At 69.3% G+C, this 15,014-nt stretch carries 11 protein-coding genes; 5 read left to right on the forward strand and 6 right to left on the reverse strand.

Annotation, left to right across the window (positions count from 1 at the left end):
* Positions 1 to 59: 59 nt before the first annotated feature.
* Together ACFWPS_RS06645 and ACFWPS_RS06650 are read right to left on the reverse strand one after the other, a co-directional pair.
* Positions 60 to 1,763, reverse strand: a complete 1,704-nt coding sequence (locus ACFWPS_RS06645; RefSeq protein ID WP_383701759.1) for a glycoside hydrolase family 13 protein — start codon at positions 1,761 to 1,763, stop codon at positions 60 to 62.
* Positions 1,764 to 1,908: 145 nt separating this feature from the next.
* A complete protein-coding gene (locus ACFWPS_RS06650; protein WP_383701761.1) occupies positions 1,909 to 3,180 on the reverse strand; it encodes an ABC transporter substrate-binding protein in 1,272 nt (423 codons plus the stop codon).
* Positions 3,181 to 3,306: 126 nt separating this feature from the next.
* Here ACFWPS_RS06650 and ACFWPS_RS06655 point away from each other — a divergent pair, with 126 nt between their 5' ends.
* The 3 genes from ACFWPS_RS06655 to ACFWPS_RS06665 are packed head-to-tail and all read left to right on the forward strand — an operon-like array spanning position 3,307 to position 6,979.
* Entirely contained in the window at positions 3,307 to 3,822 is a 516-nt protein-coding gene (locus tag ACFWPS_RS06655; RefSeq protein ID WP_383701763.1) for a PadR family transcriptional regulator, read from the forward strand.
* Positions 3,819 to 4,628 (forward strand): ABC transporter ATP-binding protein, encoded by an 810-nt coding sequence (locus ACFWPS_RS06660; RefSeq protein ID WP_383701765.1) that lies wholly within the window; start codon positions 3,819 to 3,821, stop codon positions 4,626 to 4,628. Before ACFWPS_RS06655 ends, ACFWPS_RS06660 begins: the two co-directional genes overlap by 4 nt.
* Positions 4,629 to 4,675: 47 nt before the next feature.
* Positions 4,676 to 6,979: an FtsX-like permease family protein gene (locus ACFWPS_RS06665; RefSeq protein WP_383701767.1), complete on the forward strand. Its 2,304-nt coding sequence runs from the start codon at positions 4,676 to 4,678 to the stop codon at positions 6,977 to 6,979.
* A gap of 34 nt (positions 6,980 to 7,013) precedes the next feature.
* On the opposite strand, the gene ACFWPS_RS06670 is transcribed toward ACFWPS_RS06665, so the two are convergent.
* Both ACFWPS_RS06670 and ACFWPS_RS06675 read right to left on the reverse strand, forming a co-directional pair.
* Positions 7,014 to 7,838 carry an SAM-dependent methyltransferase gene (locus tag ACFWPS_RS06670; RefSeq protein ID WP_383701768.1) on the reverse strand — a complete coding sequence of 275 codons (825 nt, stop codon included), beginning with the start codon at positions 7,836 to 7,838 and terminating at the stop codon, positions 7,014 to 7,016.
* 86 nt (positions 7,839 to 7,924) lie between these two features.
* Positions 7,925 to 8,749 carry a DUF429 domain-containing protein gene (locus tag ACFWPS_RS06675; protein ID WP_383701770.1) on the reverse strand — a complete coding sequence of 275 codons (825 nt, stop codon included), beginning with the start codon at positions 8,747 to 8,749 and terminating at the stop codon, positions 7,925 to 7,927.
* A gap of 423 nt (positions 8,750 to 9,172) precedes the next feature.
* Between ACFWPS_RS06675 and ACFWPS_RS06680 the strand changes: the two genes are divergently transcribed.
* Both ACFWPS_RS06680 and ACFWPS_RS06685 read left to right on the forward strand, forming a co-directional pair.
* Positions 9,173 to 9,862 carry a DUF4142 domain-containing protein gene (locus ACFWPS_RS06680; protein ID WP_383701876.1) on the forward strand — a complete coding sequence of 230 codons (690 nt, stop codon included), beginning with the start codon at positions 9,173 to 9,175 and terminating at the stop codon, positions 9,860 to 9,862.
* A gap of 672 nt (positions 9,863 to 10,534) precedes the next feature.
* Positions 10,535 to 11,473 carry a DUF3800 domain-containing protein gene (locus ACFWPS_RS06685; RefSeq protein ID WP_383701772.1) on the forward strand — a complete coding sequence of 313 codons (939 nt, stop codon included), beginning with the start codon at positions 10,535 to 10,537 and terminating at the stop codon, positions 11,471 to 11,473.
* 22 nt (positions 11,474 to 11,495) lie between these two features.
* On the opposite strand, the gene ACFWPS_RS06690 is transcribed toward ACFWPS_RS06685, so the two are convergent.
* Both ACFWPS_RS06690 and brxD read right to left on the reverse strand, forming a co-directional pair.
* Positions 11,496 to 13,622: a DEAD/DEAH box helicase gene (locus tag ACFWPS_RS06690; protein ID WP_383701774.1), complete on the reverse strand. Its 2,127-nt coding sequence runs from the start codon at positions 13,620 to 13,622 to the stop codon at positions 11,496 to 11,498.
* A gap of 31 nt (positions 13,623 to 13,653) precedes the next feature.
* Positions 13,654 to 14,994: a BREX system ATP-binding protein BrxD gene (gene brxD, locus ACFWPS_RS06695; RefSeq protein WP_383701777.1), complete on the reverse strand. Its 1,341-nt coding sequence runs from the start codon at positions 14,992 to 14,994 to the stop codon at positions 13,654 to 13,656.
* Between the last annotated feature and the right edge of the window lie 20 nt (positions 14,995 to 15,014).

Genomic DNA, 15,014 nt, shown 5'->3' on the forward strand with positions numbered 1-15,014 from the left:
TGTCCCTTCGGAAGAACGCGAGTTGAGCGGGCAGCTCAGAGAGGGGTTCAGAGGGGGGGTCAGAGGTCGTTGATCCACCAGGCGGCGGTGGAGCCGGGCAGTACTCCGGCGGGGCAGGGGCCGCTGGCCAGCAGCGGGGTGCCGGAGACGGGTGCGGGGGTGGGTGCCGTACCGAAGTTGACGGCGCAGACCAGGCCGTCGCCCCGTACCGGGCCGCCGCCGCGGACGAAGCCGAGTACGCCGGGCGGGGTGTCCAGCCACTCCAGTGGTCCGTCTCCCAACTGGGGCAGCCGGGACCTGAGTTGGAGGCCGTCGCGGTACAGGTGCCAGAAGGAGCGGGTGTCGGCGAGGGCGCGGTCGGTGGCGTACTCGGCGAAGTAGTCGGGCTGCGGCAGCCAGGGCCGGGCCCCTTCGGCGCCGGAGGTGAAGCCGAACGGGGAGGCCTGTCCCGACCACGGGAGCGGGACCCGGCAGCCGTCGCGGATCCGGGCCCGGCTGCCGGTGCGCCGGAAGATCGGGTCGGTGAGCACGTCGTCGGGCAGGTCGACGACCTCGGGCAGGCCCAGTTCCTCGCCCTGATAGATGTAGGCGGCGCCGGGCAGCGCCAGCATCAGCAGGGCGGCGGCGCGGGCCCGGGCGGCGCCGAGTCCGCTGCCCTCGAAGGCGGATTCGGGAGTGGGTTCGCCGTAGCGGGTGACCGTGCGGACCTGGTCGTGGTTGTTGAGGACCCAGGTGACCGTGGAGCCGGTGCCGGCGATGTCCTGCATGGCCTCGCCGATGACCTTGCGGAAGGCGTCGGCGTTCCACGGCGCGCTCAGCAGGTCGAAGAAGAAGGCCTGGTGGAGTTCGTCAGGGCGGACGTACAGCGCGTGGTCGCGGGCGGTGGGCACCGACACCTCGCCGACGAGGAGGCGTTCGCGGCCGTCGCGGGCCGTGTACTCCTCGCAGACCGCGCGCCAGTGCCGCCAGACGTCGTGCACCTCGGGCTGGTTCCAGGCGAGGGGGTTGACCGAGTCGCGGGTGCGGGCGTCGGCCTCCGGGTCCGGGGAGTCGGGCAGCTCGGGGTGTTTGAAGAGCCCGGCGGCGACGTCGATGCGGAAGCCGTCGACGCCCCGGTCCAGCCAGAAGCGGAGCACCTGGTCGAACTCGGCGGCGACCTCGGGGGTGCGCCAGTTCCAGTCGGGCTGCTCGGGCGCGAACATGTGCAGGTACCACTGTCCGGGCCGGCCGTCCGGCTCGGTCACCCGGGTCCAGGCCGGGCCGCCGAACATGGAGTGCCAGTTGTTGGGCGGCGCGGAGCCGTCGGGGCCCCGGCCGTCGGCGAAGTGGAAGCGGCCGCGCTCCCGGCTGCCGGGTGCGGCGGCGAGGGCCTGCCGGAACCACGGGTGCTCGTCGGAGCAGTGGTTGGGGACGATGTCGAGCAGCACCTTCATGCCGAGCCGCCGGGCGGCCGCCGTCAGCAGGTCGAACTCGGCGAGGTCGCCGAAGAGCGGGTCCACGTCGCAGTAGCCGGCCACGTCGTAGCCGTGGTCGTGCTGCGGCGAGGGGTAGAAGGGGCTCAGCCAGATCCCGTCGACACCGAGCTTCTTCAGGTACGGCAGCCCGGCCCGCACGCCGGCCAGATCGCCGATGCCGTCGCCGGTGCTGTCCAGGAAGCTGCGGACGTACACCTGGTAGATCACTGCGTCACGCCACCAAGGGTGCCGGTTCAACACGTTGTTCAACCCGTTGACCTGTCTCTGCGAAGGGCAGCAGTTATGCATGCATGTTAAGTAGGCGTGTCGAGAGGGTGTCAACGAGTGAGGCAGAAGCTACTGGTGAGTTGGGTGGTGATATCAGGAAATACCGCCCCGCGAAGGATACAGAAGAGACCGCCGCGTTACCTAACAAGTAACTATCGACGGGTCTCTATCGGTCGGAGAGGGCGGCCAGTTCCCGGGCCAGTCGGCGCACCGCCGCCGCGGGCGTCTCGTGCCCGGTCATCGCGTCGTGCACGACGGCCTGCACCACCAGGCTGACCTGGTCGTAGCGCGGGCTCTTGGGGCGCGGCCGGGCCGCCTGCACGCTGGCGCGCAGGGTCGGCAGATAGGGGAACTCCCGGATCAGCGCGGGGTCGTCGTACAGCGCGGCGCGCACCGGCGGCAGCGCGCCGCGGGTGAGGACCTGGCGCTGCACGGGCGCGCTGGTGAGGTACGCGATCAGCCGCGCCGCCGAGTCGGGGTGCCGGGCGTGTGTGTTGACGGCCAGGTTGGAGCCGCCGAGGACACTGGTCCCCGGCCCGTCGCGTCCGGGCAGCGGTACTGCGCCAACCTTGCCGGCGACCGCCGAGCCCCTGGCCGAGGCGCCGACGTAGGCGTACGGCCAGTTGCGCAGGAAGAGCAGGTGGCCGTCCTGGAAGGCCTGCTTGGACTCCTCCTCCGTGTACTTCAGCGAGGCCTTGGGAATCCAGCCCTCCCGCACCCCGCGGGCGAGGAACCCGATGCCCTCGCGGGCCGCCGCGGAGTCGACGGTGACCTTGGCACCCTCGTCCCCGAGGATGGTGCCGCCGGCCGAGTAGACGGCCTCGGCCGCGTTCACGGTGAGCCCCTCGTAGGGCAGGAACTGGCCCGCGTAGCCGCCGAGTCCGTACTTCGGCGCGATGGTCTTCGCGTCCTGCTCCAGCTCGGCCCAGGTGCGCGGCGGGCGCACGCCCTCCTTGGCGAGGATGTCCGCGCGGTACAGGAGCAGGCCGGCGTTGGTGACGTACGGGACCGCGTACAGCCGTCCGTCGTAGGTCGCCGTGTCGACGACCCGCGGCAGGAAGGTGTCCAGCGGGAAGCGGTCGCGGGGCAGCGGCCGGATCCAGCCCGCCGCCGCGAACTCCGAGGTCCAGGCGACGTCGATGTTGAGGACGTCGAACCGGCTGCGGTCGCCGCCGCGCAGGTCGGTGACCATCTGCGCGTGCGCCTCGTCGGCGGAGTCGGGGAGTTCGACGAGGGTGACCCGCTCGCCGGGGTGGGTGCGGTTCCAGCCCTCCAGGAGCGGGCCGAGATAGCCGGTGAGGTCTCCCGCGGTGGCCACGGTCAGCGGCCCGCGACCGCCGCCCGCACCCTGTCCGGGGTGAGCCCCCGAGGCGACGTATCCGGTCATGACCACGGCGAGAGCAAGGAGACCCCTACCCGCGGCACGCAACCACCGCATAGGTTCCTCCCTGTGCACCGCGACCGCACGGGGCACCTTCACCCCGAGTCGGAGGCCATGTATACCTGTTAGGTATGGGCGATACTAGGGTGCGGAGCACAATCGGTAGACAGGAGGACTGCACACGTGCGCCTGCCCCTCCTGGCACTCCTCGCGCGCGGTCCGGCCCACGGCTACGAGCTGAAGCAGGACCTTGAGCAACTGCTGGGCTCCGCGTACCCTCAGCCGAACATCGGCCAGGTCTACGTGACCCTGGGCCGCCTGGAGAAGCAGGGGCTGATCGAGGGCGAGGACGTCGAGCAGTCCAGCCGTCCCAACAAGAAGGTCTACCACCTCACCGAGGCCGGGCAGGACGCACTCCGCGCCTGGTTCGAGAAACCCGAGGACGAGCCCCGGGTGCGGGACGAGTTCTTCATGAAGCTGGCGCTCGCTCCGCGGACCGGACTCGCCGACCAGATCGCCCTGATCAACCGGCAGCGGCGGCAGTACCTGACCACCATGCGCAGCCTGTCGAAGCTGGCCGCCGCCGAGAACCGCGACAACCGGATCGCCCACCTGCTGATCGAGGGCGCGATGCTGCACCTGCAGGCCGACCTGGACTGGCTGGAACGGTGCCAGGAAGAACTGGAGGAGCTGGAATGAGCGACAGTTCCGCTCCTGTAGTGCGCGCCGAAGGCCCGGCCACTCCCGTGCCGCGCACCGAAGGCCCGGCCACTCCCGTGCTGCGCGCCGAAGGCCTGGTCAAGACGCATCACGGCGAGGGCGCCCCGGCCCGGGCCGTACGCGGGGTGGACCTCGCCCTGCGGCCGGGCGAGTTCGTCGCCGTCACCGGTCCGTCCGGGGCCGGCAAGTCGACGCTGCTGCACCTGCTGGGCGGACTGCAGCGGCCGGACGCCGGCAGCGTCTGGCTGGACGGCACCCGCGCGGACGACTGGAGCGAGGCCCGCTGGGCCGTCGAGCGCCGGAAGCGGATCGGGATCGTCTTCCAGTTCTTCAACCTGGTGTCGAACCTGTCGGTGGCCGACAACGTGGAACTTCCTGCGCTCCTCGCCGGCGTCCCCCCGAAGCAGGCACGCACCAAACGCATCGAACTCCTGGCCGAACTGGGCCTCGACGGCAAGGACCGCAGCCTGCCCGGCGAACTGTCCGGCGGCGAACAGCAGCGAGTCGCGCTCGCCCGCGCCCTGGTCAACCACCCCCCGCTCCTCCTCGCCGACGAACCCGCGGGCAGCCTGGACAGCAAGGGCACCCGCGAGGTGATGCGACTCCTTTCCCGCTTCCACGGCCGCGGCCAGACGATCCTGCTGGTCACCCATGACGCCCGGCTGGCCAGCGCCGCGGACCGGGTGATCAGCTTCTTCGACGGCCGGATAGCCGACGACGCGGAACTGGACGGCACGCCCACCCGCGGCACCGGGATATCCGGCGTCCTCGAACTGACGGACTGACGGACCGACATGCGGACGTACGACGTCCCCCGAAGGGGCTGAGCCGTATGCGGGCCACCTTGCGCTGGGCACACTCCGATCTGCGCACCCACCGCGGCGAGGCACTGTTCCTGATCCTGGCCACAGTAGGAATCGTCCTCTCCCTGCTCCTCGCAACAGCCCTGTTCGGCTACGCCACCAACCCCTGGCAGCGCGTCTTCGAGCAGACCCGCGGCGCCCACGTATGGCTGCACACCGCCCGGTCCGCACAGCTGTCGAAGCTGACCGGGCTGGACGGCGTGGCGTCCGAGTCCGGCCCGTACGCCACCGAGACCACCACCCTCACCTCCCACGGCACCCGGGCCGCCGTGGAACTCCGCGCCACCCCCCAGCACCTCACGATCGCCCGCCCGCTCCTCCACTCCGGCCACTGGCTCGACCCGGCGACCCCCGACGGCGTGGTCCTGGAGAACCACCTGGCCCGCGCCCTGCTGGCCGAGCCCGGCGACAAGCTCACCCTGCTCGGCACCGCCCGCACGGTGACCGTGCTCGGCATCGCCGACAGCGCCGAACCGCGCTACGACCCGGACGAGCAGCCCGGCCTGGTCTGGGCCCCTCCCTCCATCCTCCACGCCCCGAACGGCCAGGTCATCGGCCTGCGCCTGACCAACCCCGACGACACGGACTACGCCGTGCAGCGCGCCGTGACCGTCCTGGGCGCCGGCGTGATCGGCGAGGTCGCCACCTGGCAGCAGGCACGCGCCGAGGCACAGGGCGACAACCGCCTGCTCGGCCAGGTCCTCGGCCTCTTCGGCCTGGGCGCCCTGATAGCCGCGGGACTCGCCGTCCACGGCGCGATCACCACCCGCATCCGCGGCCACCTCCGAGACATCTCCATCCTCAAGGCGATCGGCTTCACCCCGGACCAGGTGGTCCGCGTCTTCCTCCTCCAGCACATCGCGTACGCGCTCCTCGGCGCGGTGACCGCGGCCGCCCTCACCCGGTCCCTGGGCAGCAGACTCCCCGGCCGCCTCGGCGACGCGATCGCCCTCTGGCAGAGCCTGCCCGGTCACGCGCTGACACTCACCGCAATCCCCGCCGGCGCGGTCCTGTTCATAGCCGCAACCACAGGCCTGGCAGCCTGGCGTGCGGGCCGCGTCCCACCGGTCCCGACACCGCTCCCGTCGGTCCGGGGCGGCGCCGCCACCGCGCGGGTGGGCGGGCGGCTCTCGGCCCCCGCCCGCCGCGCGCTGGGCCTGCGGGTACCCCCCGCACTGGTCCTGGGCTGGCACACGGCGTTCGCCCGCCGGACGCGGTCGTTGACGACCGTGGCGCGTCTGGCCCTGCCCCTCCTCCTCATCGTCGTGGCGATGAGCGCGTGGACGACCATCAGCCGCTTCCACAGCGAACCCGCCCGGATCGGTCTCCCGGCCGCCCTCACCGTCCACGCGGACGCAGGCCTCGACGACCGCGACACCCGCGCCCTGCTGGCCCGCGACCCCCAGGTCGCCGCCGCCTACCCGGGCGTGGAGGTGGCCGCACTGGTCCCGGGCCAGACGGCCACGATCGCCCTACGAGGCTTCGGCACCCACCAGGCCCCCTACCCATACGCGCTCGCCGAAGGCCGCCCCGCCCGCGGCGCCGACGAGGCGGTGGCCGGCCAGGGCCTGCTCGACCTGCTGGACGTGCGCGTCGGCGACTGGGTACGGATGACCGTAAGCAACCAGCCGCAGATCCTGCACATCGTGGGCCGCAGCATCGAGACGGAGAACGCCGGCCGGGTCATCTCCACGTCCCTGGACACCCTGCGCGAGAACGACCCCAGCCTCACCGCCACCCTCTATCAGGTCCGCCTGCACCCCGGCACCGACGTGGGCCAGGCCGCCCGCCGCCTGACCGCCGCCGGCCACGGCCACCTGGACGTCCACACGGTCACCAACCCGGCCGACGGCCTCTCCCCCCTACGCGGAGTGGCGGCCGGCGTGATCGCGGTCCTGGCCCTGATCGGCCTGGTAGAACTCCTCACGGCCATCGGCGGCACGGTACGCGAGGGCGAACGCGACCTACTCGCCCTCAAGGCCATAGGCCTCTCCCCCCGCCAGATCACGGCGATCACCGTCACGGCCACCGGCTGCACGGCACTGGCAGCGGCCCTGGCGGGCACGGCCCTGGGCACCCCTCTCGCCCACTGGCTGATCAACACGCAGGGCAGGTCGAGCGGCATAGGCGCGGGCATCGCACAGAGCCCGCCGCTGCTACTGCTGGCCGCGTTCGGCACGGCGGCGGTCCTGGGCGCCGCAGCCCTGTCCGCCCTCCCGGCGGCACGCGCGGCCCGCCGCCGCCTGGCGGACACGCTGAGCGCGGCGGCCTGAGCAGCACTCATGCCGTTACGGCTGCTTCCGCGCGTTACGGCTTCCGCGCAAGCCCACCATGCTCGGCAACGACCTCCGGAGTGCCCGAACCGCCCTCACCAGCCTCCGGCCGCCACTCCGTCACCGACACCACACCGGGTTCGACGAGCTCCAGACCATCGAAGAACGCGGTGATCTCATCGATGCCGCGCAGGTTGTACGGAACGGCGCCGCTGTTGTTGTAGGCGTCCTGGGCCTGCTCGAAGACGGGGTCGATACCGCGCGACCCGTCGTTGACGGAGAGGTAACTGCCCGACGGCAGGGCTTCCATCAGCGTGGCGACAATGGAACGCGCCTGGTCGTAGTCGGCTACGTGCCCAAGGATGTTGCTGAGGATGAGCGCGGTGGGCCGACCGAAGTCCAGCGTCTTGGCGGCGGCGACCAGAATGCGCTCCGGGTCCGTCACGTTGGCGTCGACGTAGGCGGTCGCCCCCTCCTTGCTGGAGTAGAGGAGCGTGCGGGCGTGGGCGAGCACCATCGGATCGTTGTCGACGTACACGATCCGCGCCTCGGGGGCGAGCCCCTGGGCGACCTCGTGGGTGTTCTGCGCGGTCGGAAGCCCGGTACCGACGTCCAGGAACTGCCGGATCCCCGCCTCGGACACGAGGTACGCGATGTTCCGCCGCAGGAAGGCCCGGCTGGAGCGGGCGATGGTGACGATCCCCGGGAAGACCTCGGTGTACGCGTCACCGGCCGCCTGGTCGACGGCGTAGTTGTCCTTGCCACCGAGCCAGTAGTTCCAGATCCGCGCGGAGTGCGGCACCGTCGTGTCGATCTTCTGCTGGTCAGCCGGGTCGGGCGTCATGACGGAGTCGCTCATGGGTCGGGTACGTCCTTCGGCCGGGGCAGGGGGCGTTCGCGCCACATCCTACGACCCAACTCCCGCTTTTTTCTTGCTAGTTCATGTCAGTCACGTCGCTGCTCCGGGCGAGCGGGCGCGATGATGGTGGGAGCCTGTCCGGGAGGCAGGAGACTGTCCGCTCCGAGTACTTGGCAGCGCGCCAGTCCGTGCCGGGACCACAGTGCGGCCGTCCACGCACAGAGCAGCGCGTCGATGAGATCTTCCCGGTGCTTGTAGTCCGCCGCTTTGTGGGGTGAGGGCTCGGAGAGCAGCCGACGGGAGACCGGGTGGGAGGAGAGCAGGAGGGGCGGATCGGTGGCGGCCAGCCCCGCCATACGCGCGATCAGCCTGTCGCACTCCGCCGCCCGTACCGCCCGCCACTTCGCCGTCGGAACTCGTGCCGGCCGACGCTTGTACGTAGGCCGTTCCCGGTCGTAACCCATCTCGATGGCCCCGACCAAGGTCGTGTACGGATAGCACTCGGAGAAGACCAGACCAGCGGTCGGCGGCCCGCTTCTACCGTCGTCGTAGGTCCAGCCCGACTCCTGCAGCCGTTCCCGGAGCAGTACTCCAGCCTGTCGAGGAGAGCTCTGGTTGGTGCTGTTCGCGCTCACCTTCCAACGGCCGTACCGCTGGCCGACCTCCCGCTCACACGTCCGTTGGCCAACCGGGTTGTCGACGACCAGCGGGGCGTCGACGAACGCCAGGGTCGATCCGCCGACAACTGCCCTGTTCAACCACGCCATCGTCTCTTCGAGTCCGCGGGTCCAGCCGCATGCGATCACGACGCCGTGCCTGTCGATGGCGGCCACGCCGGTTTCGTTGGGCTTGGTACGGGCTCCGCTCTGCGCCCAGGCGAGGTCGATGCCGATGAACCGCTCAATCCCCATGCATCCGTGGTACCAGAGAACCGGCCACCGGACCGCCGCGCACAACGGCACGCGACCGCGTGGTCCCACGGCCCCTGACTTCTGCATCTCCTCAACCGAACGGCACCCTCCCCATCAACTGGTGTCATCGACGAGCCGGGAAGGAACAGAAGTGCGGGAATGGACCTGGCCCTTCCCGGTCGCCGCTACATGATCGGCCGTGAGGCACCCGGTCCCGATAGGGCCGAACGGCCCTTCTTCACACCGCTGAGCGCGCAGGCGCACCTCAGTCCATGCCCCGGCCACCGATTGCTTTACGAACTCATGACGAGCCCAAAAGGTTCTACGGAACCCTCGCATCCGTATGTCCGTACGTGCGGGATCCGAAGAACCGGATCAGGAGACACGGTGCTCGTTTCACGAAAGGCGGCGGGAACTCTCTTCGTGGGTGGTGCGCTCAGCATGACCCTTGGCTCCCTCCTCTACCCCTCCATGCTCGGAGTCCAGAAGGTCAGCAGCGCACCCGAGCGGATCGTCGCCACCCCGGCGACCGGACCGCTGACGGCAGCCGACCAAGATTTCGTGGTCAAGGTCCGCTCGGCAGGACTGTGGGAGTACCCCGTCGGCCAGAAGGCTTCGAAGAAGGGGACGACGAAGACGGTCAGGAACGCCGGGAAGCAACTGGTCGCCGGAGATGCCTCGTTGGACGCCGCCGTCCGCAATGTCGCCAATCAGCTGGGCATCGCGCTGCCCAACCAGCCGTCGCCACAACAGCAAAGCTTCGAGACCCGGCTGAACGGGGAAAGCGGCAAGCAGTTCGACACGGACATGGCCACCACGGTGCGCGCGACGAACGGCCAGCTCCTCACCACGATCGCGAGCATCCGCTCCACCACGAGGAACTCGCTGGTCCGCGCGCTGGCCGACCAGGCCAACGACACCGTCCTGGACCACATCACGATCGTGGAGAAAACCGGCCTGGTCGACTTCGCCCAGGCCCTCGCCCAGGAAACCGCCTCCCCCAACCTCCCGGCCCAGGCCCTGACCCCACCACCCGCGGTCGCGGGCCAGCCGCAAGTCGTCCTCACTCCACCGGCGAACAGCACGGCCTCACCGAGTCCGACTGCCGGGTGAGGACCTGGGCCGAGCAGCCGTTGAGCTCGGCCCCGGCCTCCCGCCGTCCCCCGCCAGCGCGCTGCTGATCGACGCCTCTCCGGGCGGCGGGTCCACCGCCGTACCGGAGGGGTTCCTCAAGCACGCCCTGCCGTCCGGCCAGCTACTGACGCAGCTGCGAAGACAGAGGGCAACAGACGAGTCGGGCTGTACGCCAGGGTGAATCGCCGCAGCGCTATGACCTGCACAAACATGCCGGGCGACCAATCCCGCGGCTACCGTGATGGCTACGTAAACACGGATGCACCCCCACCTCGTTGAGGGCCGCGCGCCCTGTCACGAGGATTGGGTCAGGGCGCAGCAGGGTTCAGGGGTTACGGAATCAACCCTTGCAGGGGACACGGACCACGACGACTGCTGCCAGCACCTCTCTCTGTCACCACGACCTCGCACAGCCCTCGCCCCCAATTTGCCGGCCTTCACCACGTGATGGCAGTGCATGGTGGCGCGAAACTGCTGTTCAATCCGGTTCCGGCCACGCCATGATTGCCCGTCACCAGCGGACTCCACTACGCTGCGCTTCAGAACGAACACCACTCTGCGACCGGGCTCCGCTCGGCGTGGAACCTCCTATGGCCGTCCCCCAAGGATTTGGGGTCGGCCATAGCTGTTTGTGCACCCAGGGGGAAGGTCTTGCACCTGTGTTATCTCGATGAGTCCGGGACCGGGCAGGTCCTCAACCCCGGCGTGGCCGACTCCGTTCCGGTCATGGTGATCGGCGGATTCACTGTGCCGGAGACCCAGATCAAAGGCCTTGCCTGGGACTTCATCGCCCTCAAGAAGCAGTTCAGGCCGGAGCTGCGCAAGGTGCCCGCCTTGAGTCAGGTCGTCCACCATGAGATCAAGGGTGAGACGATACGCAAGTCCTTCCGTCGATCGGGGCGCAACCAACGGCGTATGGCGCACAGCTTCCTCGACCATCTCCTGACGATCCTGGAACGTCGCGACTGCAGGGTTATGGCTCGTATCTGGGTGAAGCAGGACGGTGTCGTCAACGACGACACGGCTATGTACGCGGCTTCGGTGACCGCTCTGTGCGCAAACTTCGAGCACTATCTCGCTGAGCGCTCGAGCAGCGGCATCGCGGTGCTGGACAGCCGCAATCCAAGCGACAACGTCGGCAACGTACACTGCGTGACGACCCGGAAGTTCGCCAAGGGCGGCGACCCGATGCCCCATCTTCCCGAGTCTCCGGTCTTCGGCCACAGTGACACGCACTTGGGTCTTCAGATCGCGGATCTCCTAGTGAGTGCTGTACTGGCTCCGTCGGCCGCCGTGACCTACGCCGGTGACCTGACCGGCAATGTCCACTGCCACCCGGGGTTCGTCGAGGTACGAGACCGGCACTGCCCCCGCCTCGGAAAGCTCCAGCACCGCTATCAGGCACCAACGGGCAAATGGACAGGCGGAATCGTCGTCTCCGATGCGCGCGGACATCAGTCAGCGGGCAAGCTGTTCGTGCCAACGGTCACGGCCGTCACCGCACCCGTCGTGGGCATCCCCGGGCAGGGTTCTCCTCTCGATCTGGCCACCGCTGCCACGGCCCCCGCACCGGCCTCTCCCGCAACGTAGCGTCGTACAGCGTAGCCGCTGTTCAGCCGGCCATGGTGCTGAACTGGACCGGTTCCTTGAGTACTGCAGCGGCCCCTTCCAGATCGGCCAGCCTCGCCGCCAACGTCGCTTCGGCGAGACGGCGTGGCAAGGCCGTACTGAACTTGAGCCCTTTCAGTGCCTGTTCATGGACCGCCGGTAGGCAGAGCTGGGATGCGGCGTCAGCCACCGTCCGCTTCCATACCGGCGGAGTCAGGTCCGTGCTCAGTCGGATCCAGCAGTCATTGATGCGTTGAGCCGGGTCCGCAAGGTTTCCGAGCGTTGCTGCCAGGGTCGCGTTCGCGCGGTGGCCGGCCCATGTCCACCATCGAACGTCGTCGTTCGGCTCGCGCACGATGAGCGTGCCGACGGGGCGCACGTACTCCAGGAGACGGTGACGTGCCTCGACGAGGCAGCCTCGTGACCGACCGGTCAGCTGCACCTGCGGATCCGTGCCGAGCAGCACGTCTCGTGCGGCGCGAGTCAATTCGTACGACGTGGGCCGAACGAAGCCCATGCCGCTCCACTTCGCCTTGCCGCCGCCGTCGACCGGCTCGACGAAGCAGCGGCGCCTGTTCCAGTCGATGTAAGTGACCTGCCAGCTGCGGCCGGCCAACAGGAGTCTGCGAGGTCCCTGGATGCTCTCGGTCAGCAGACTCGGATCGGTCCTGCCGATCTCGGTCAGTCCGCTCAGGACGGTGAACTCGGGGGCCGCGGTGAACACTGCGGTGAGGTTCATGAAGTGCCGGTGCCCGAAGCGTCGTTCGGCCTCGGGGCCGATGAAGAGCATCCCGCCGTCCTGGTCGAGGTAGCCCTCGTCCACCAGGTGCCGCACGATCGGCTCGGCGGACTGTCCGAACGGGGCGAGGCCCGCCCACCACTCCTGCCACAGCCGGTCCCCGACCTGGTGCTCCTGCAGGCACAGCGCAAGGATTTGCTGGGCGACGATGTGCCGGGGTTCGGGCGGTGCCACAACCGGTTCGACCCAGCCGCGTGACCACTGGAGCAGCAACGCGGCAGCGGCCAGCAGTCCGCCTTCGTCGAGAGTGAGGAACAGGCAGTTGCGTGTCGAGCCCGCGCGCCGTCCTGTGCGGCCCAGGCGTTGGAGGAAGGACGCCACCGTCGCCGGAGCATCGATCTGGATGACCCGATCGAGGTCGCCGACATCGATGCCCAGCTCAAGGGTGCTGGTGGACACGATGACGCAGTCCCTGGCTTCCGCGAAGGCTTCCTCGGCACGGCGCCGTTCGTCTGCCGAGAGTGAGGCGTGTGAGAGGAAGGTCGTGACGCCCTTGGCCCGTAGCTTCTCCCCCAGTTCTTCGACGAGCCGACGCGACTCGCAGAAGACCAGTCGCTTCTCTCCGCGGTGCAGGGCCGCGATCACCGTGGCCGCGTTGTCCAGCGAGCCGACGTAGTCGAGTTGGATATCCCCGGGGGGCACGGAGGCTGATCCACTGACCGGTTGGGCATCGAGATGTGGAGCGATCACCCGAGCCGGACGCTTGCCCACCTCCGCCCCCTGCAGCCAGCCCAGCAGTTCGTCCGGGTTTCCGACCGTCGCGGAGAGGCCGATCCGCTGGATGGGGCGGCCGACGATTCGCTGCATCCGTTCGAGTACGGCAAGCAGGTGCCAGCCTCGGTCGTCACCGGCGAAGGCGTGCACCTCATCCACGACTATGGCCTTGAGGCCTGAGAAGAAGGTGCGGTGGTCGACGTTCGCGCTCACCAGCATCGCTTCCAGCGACTCGGGGGTGGTGAGCAGGATGTCCGGGCGTTGGGTGAGGATCCTCTTGCGTGCGGTGGCCTTGATGTCGCCGTGCCACAGCGCCGCCGTGCGACCGAGCCAGCCCGTGTACGTCTCGAGGCGAGGCAGCAGGTTGTTGAGCAGCGCTTTGAGGGGACACACGTACAGCACAGAGGTGCCGCTCCAGCGCTCCGCTGTCATCCTCGACAGCAACGGGAACGAGGCTGCCTCGGTCTTGCCGCCCGCCGTGGGGGCCAGGAGAACCGCGTCCTCTCCGGCGAGCAGGGGAGTGATCGCCTGCTCCTGGAGCGGTCGGAGGCCTGGCCAGCCAAGGGTGTTGACGATGTGATGGATCAGGACCGGGTCCAGGTCGTCGATGCCGCTCACGTACGTTCCTGTCCGGAGTCGGCCATGCCGTTCACGGCAGCTCCAGTTCGATGTCGTCGGCATCGCCCGGGGCGGCCGCGGCGTTGCGCTCGACCTCGTTGAGTTCAGCGCTGGAGACGGTCAGAGCGTAGTGCTGACGAGGGTCGAAGTCGTCGAACTCGTCTACCCGGTCCAGGACATCGGCGACCAGTTTGCGTAGGAACAGGCGTGGCGCCACCCCCACCTTCCCACCGAGTCCGCCGGTGACGGCAGTGGCGAGTTCGCCGAGGTAGGCGTCATCCACGCGCTGCGCGATCCGTTCGGGGTGCCGCGCACCGGCCGCGAACAGGTCGCGTACATTGCGTCCGAGTTCGCCCAGTCGCTCCAAATCGAAGCCTGCCAGCCGAAGTTGCACGGCTCGGGGTGAGTCGAAGCGCGGGTCTGTGGTGAAGTCCGTGGCCAGACGCTGGGCCAGAGGTGGCAGTCGCTGGACGCCCTGCTGGCCGTCGTAGAAGGCCGGTGTGCCGGTGATGACGAGAAACAGTCCGGGGAAGCGTCCGGTGTCGATCTCGTCGAGGAGTTGTCGCAGCGCGTTGAGTCCCTTTTCCCGTACATCGCCACGGACCCGCTGGAGTGTCTCGGTCTCGTCGAGTACGAGCAGCAACCCTGGGTGCCCGCAGTCGCGCAGCACGGTGAGCAGTCCTTGGAGGAACCCGAGCGCGGCGAAGTGGTCGAGGTCTCCGCGTACCCCGGCCGCCCGGCGAGCGGACGCAGCCACCGACTTCTGGCCGCCGATCCAGGCGATGAGGGCTTCAGCCGTAGCACTGTCGCCCGCCGCAACGGCCTGCCGGTAACCGCGCAAGGCCGCCGAGAACGCGGGAGTGGTTCGTGCCACGTCGGCGAGCCGTCGCTCCATCAGTTCGTCGACGGCTTTTGCCAGTGCCTCGGCGTCGTCCTCTTCCACGTTTCCCGCATCGAGAACCTCGTCCTCCAGGCCGTAGAACCACGAATCGATGATCGCCCGCAGCGCGCTAGCCTGGTGGGTGGCGGTGGTCAGGCGCTCGGTGAGCCGTCGGTAGACGGTCTCGAGCCGGTGGAGTGGTGTCTCGGTCTCTGAGATCTGCACCTCGGCCGTGGCAAGCCCAGCCCGTTTGGCGCGTTCGGCCAGCCAGCGGGCGAAGAACGTCTTACCGGAGCCATATTCGCCGCGAATGGCGTGGAAGGCCGCGCCGCCGCCCTTGACCGTCTCCAAGTCGTCGTCGAGCGCAGCCGTGAACCGGTCGAGTCCTACGGCGAAGAGGTCGAGCCCCGCCTGTGGCACGGTACCCCGCCTCAACGCATCGACGACTTCTCGGCGCCGGGCTGCACTCACGGGGGGCTGTACGCCGGTCACGTCCGGCTTCCTTCCACGGT

This window comes from Streptomyces sp. NPDC058457 (genome assembly GCF_042720695.1).
Classification (GTDB): Bacteria; Actinomycetota; Actinomycetes; order Streptomycetales; family Streptomycetaceae; genus Streptomyces.

What these genes read in the sequence shown, in the direction of transcription:
- ACFWPS_RS06645 (WP_383701759.1), bottom strand. Translation starts at nt 1,763, where the DNA reads ATGCATAACTGCTGCCCTTCGCAGAGACAGGTCAACGGGTTGAACAAC.
- ACFWPS_RS06650 (WP_383701761.1), bottom strand. Translation starts at nt 3,180, where the DNA reads ATGCGGTGGTTGCGTGCCGCGGGTAGGGGTCTCCTTGCTCTCGCCGTG.
- ACFWPS_RS06660 (WP_383701765.1), top strand. Translation starts at nt 3,819, where the DNA reads ATGAGCGACAGTTCCGCTCCTGTAGTGCGCGCCGAAGGCCCGGCCACT.
- ACFWPS_RS06665 (WP_383701767.1), top strand. Translation starts at nt 4,676, where the DNA reads ATGCGGGCCACCTTGCGCTGGGCACACTCCGATCTGCGCACCCACCGC.
- ACFWPS_RS06670 (WP_383701768.1), bottom strand. Translation starts at nt 7,838, where the DNA reads ATGAGCGACTCCGTCATGACGCCCGACCCGGCTGACCAGCAGAAGATC.
- ACFWPS_RS06675 (WP_383701770.1), bottom strand. Translation starts at nt 8,749, where the DNA reads ATGGGGATTGAGCGGTTCATCGGCATCGACCTCGCCTGGGCGCAGAGC.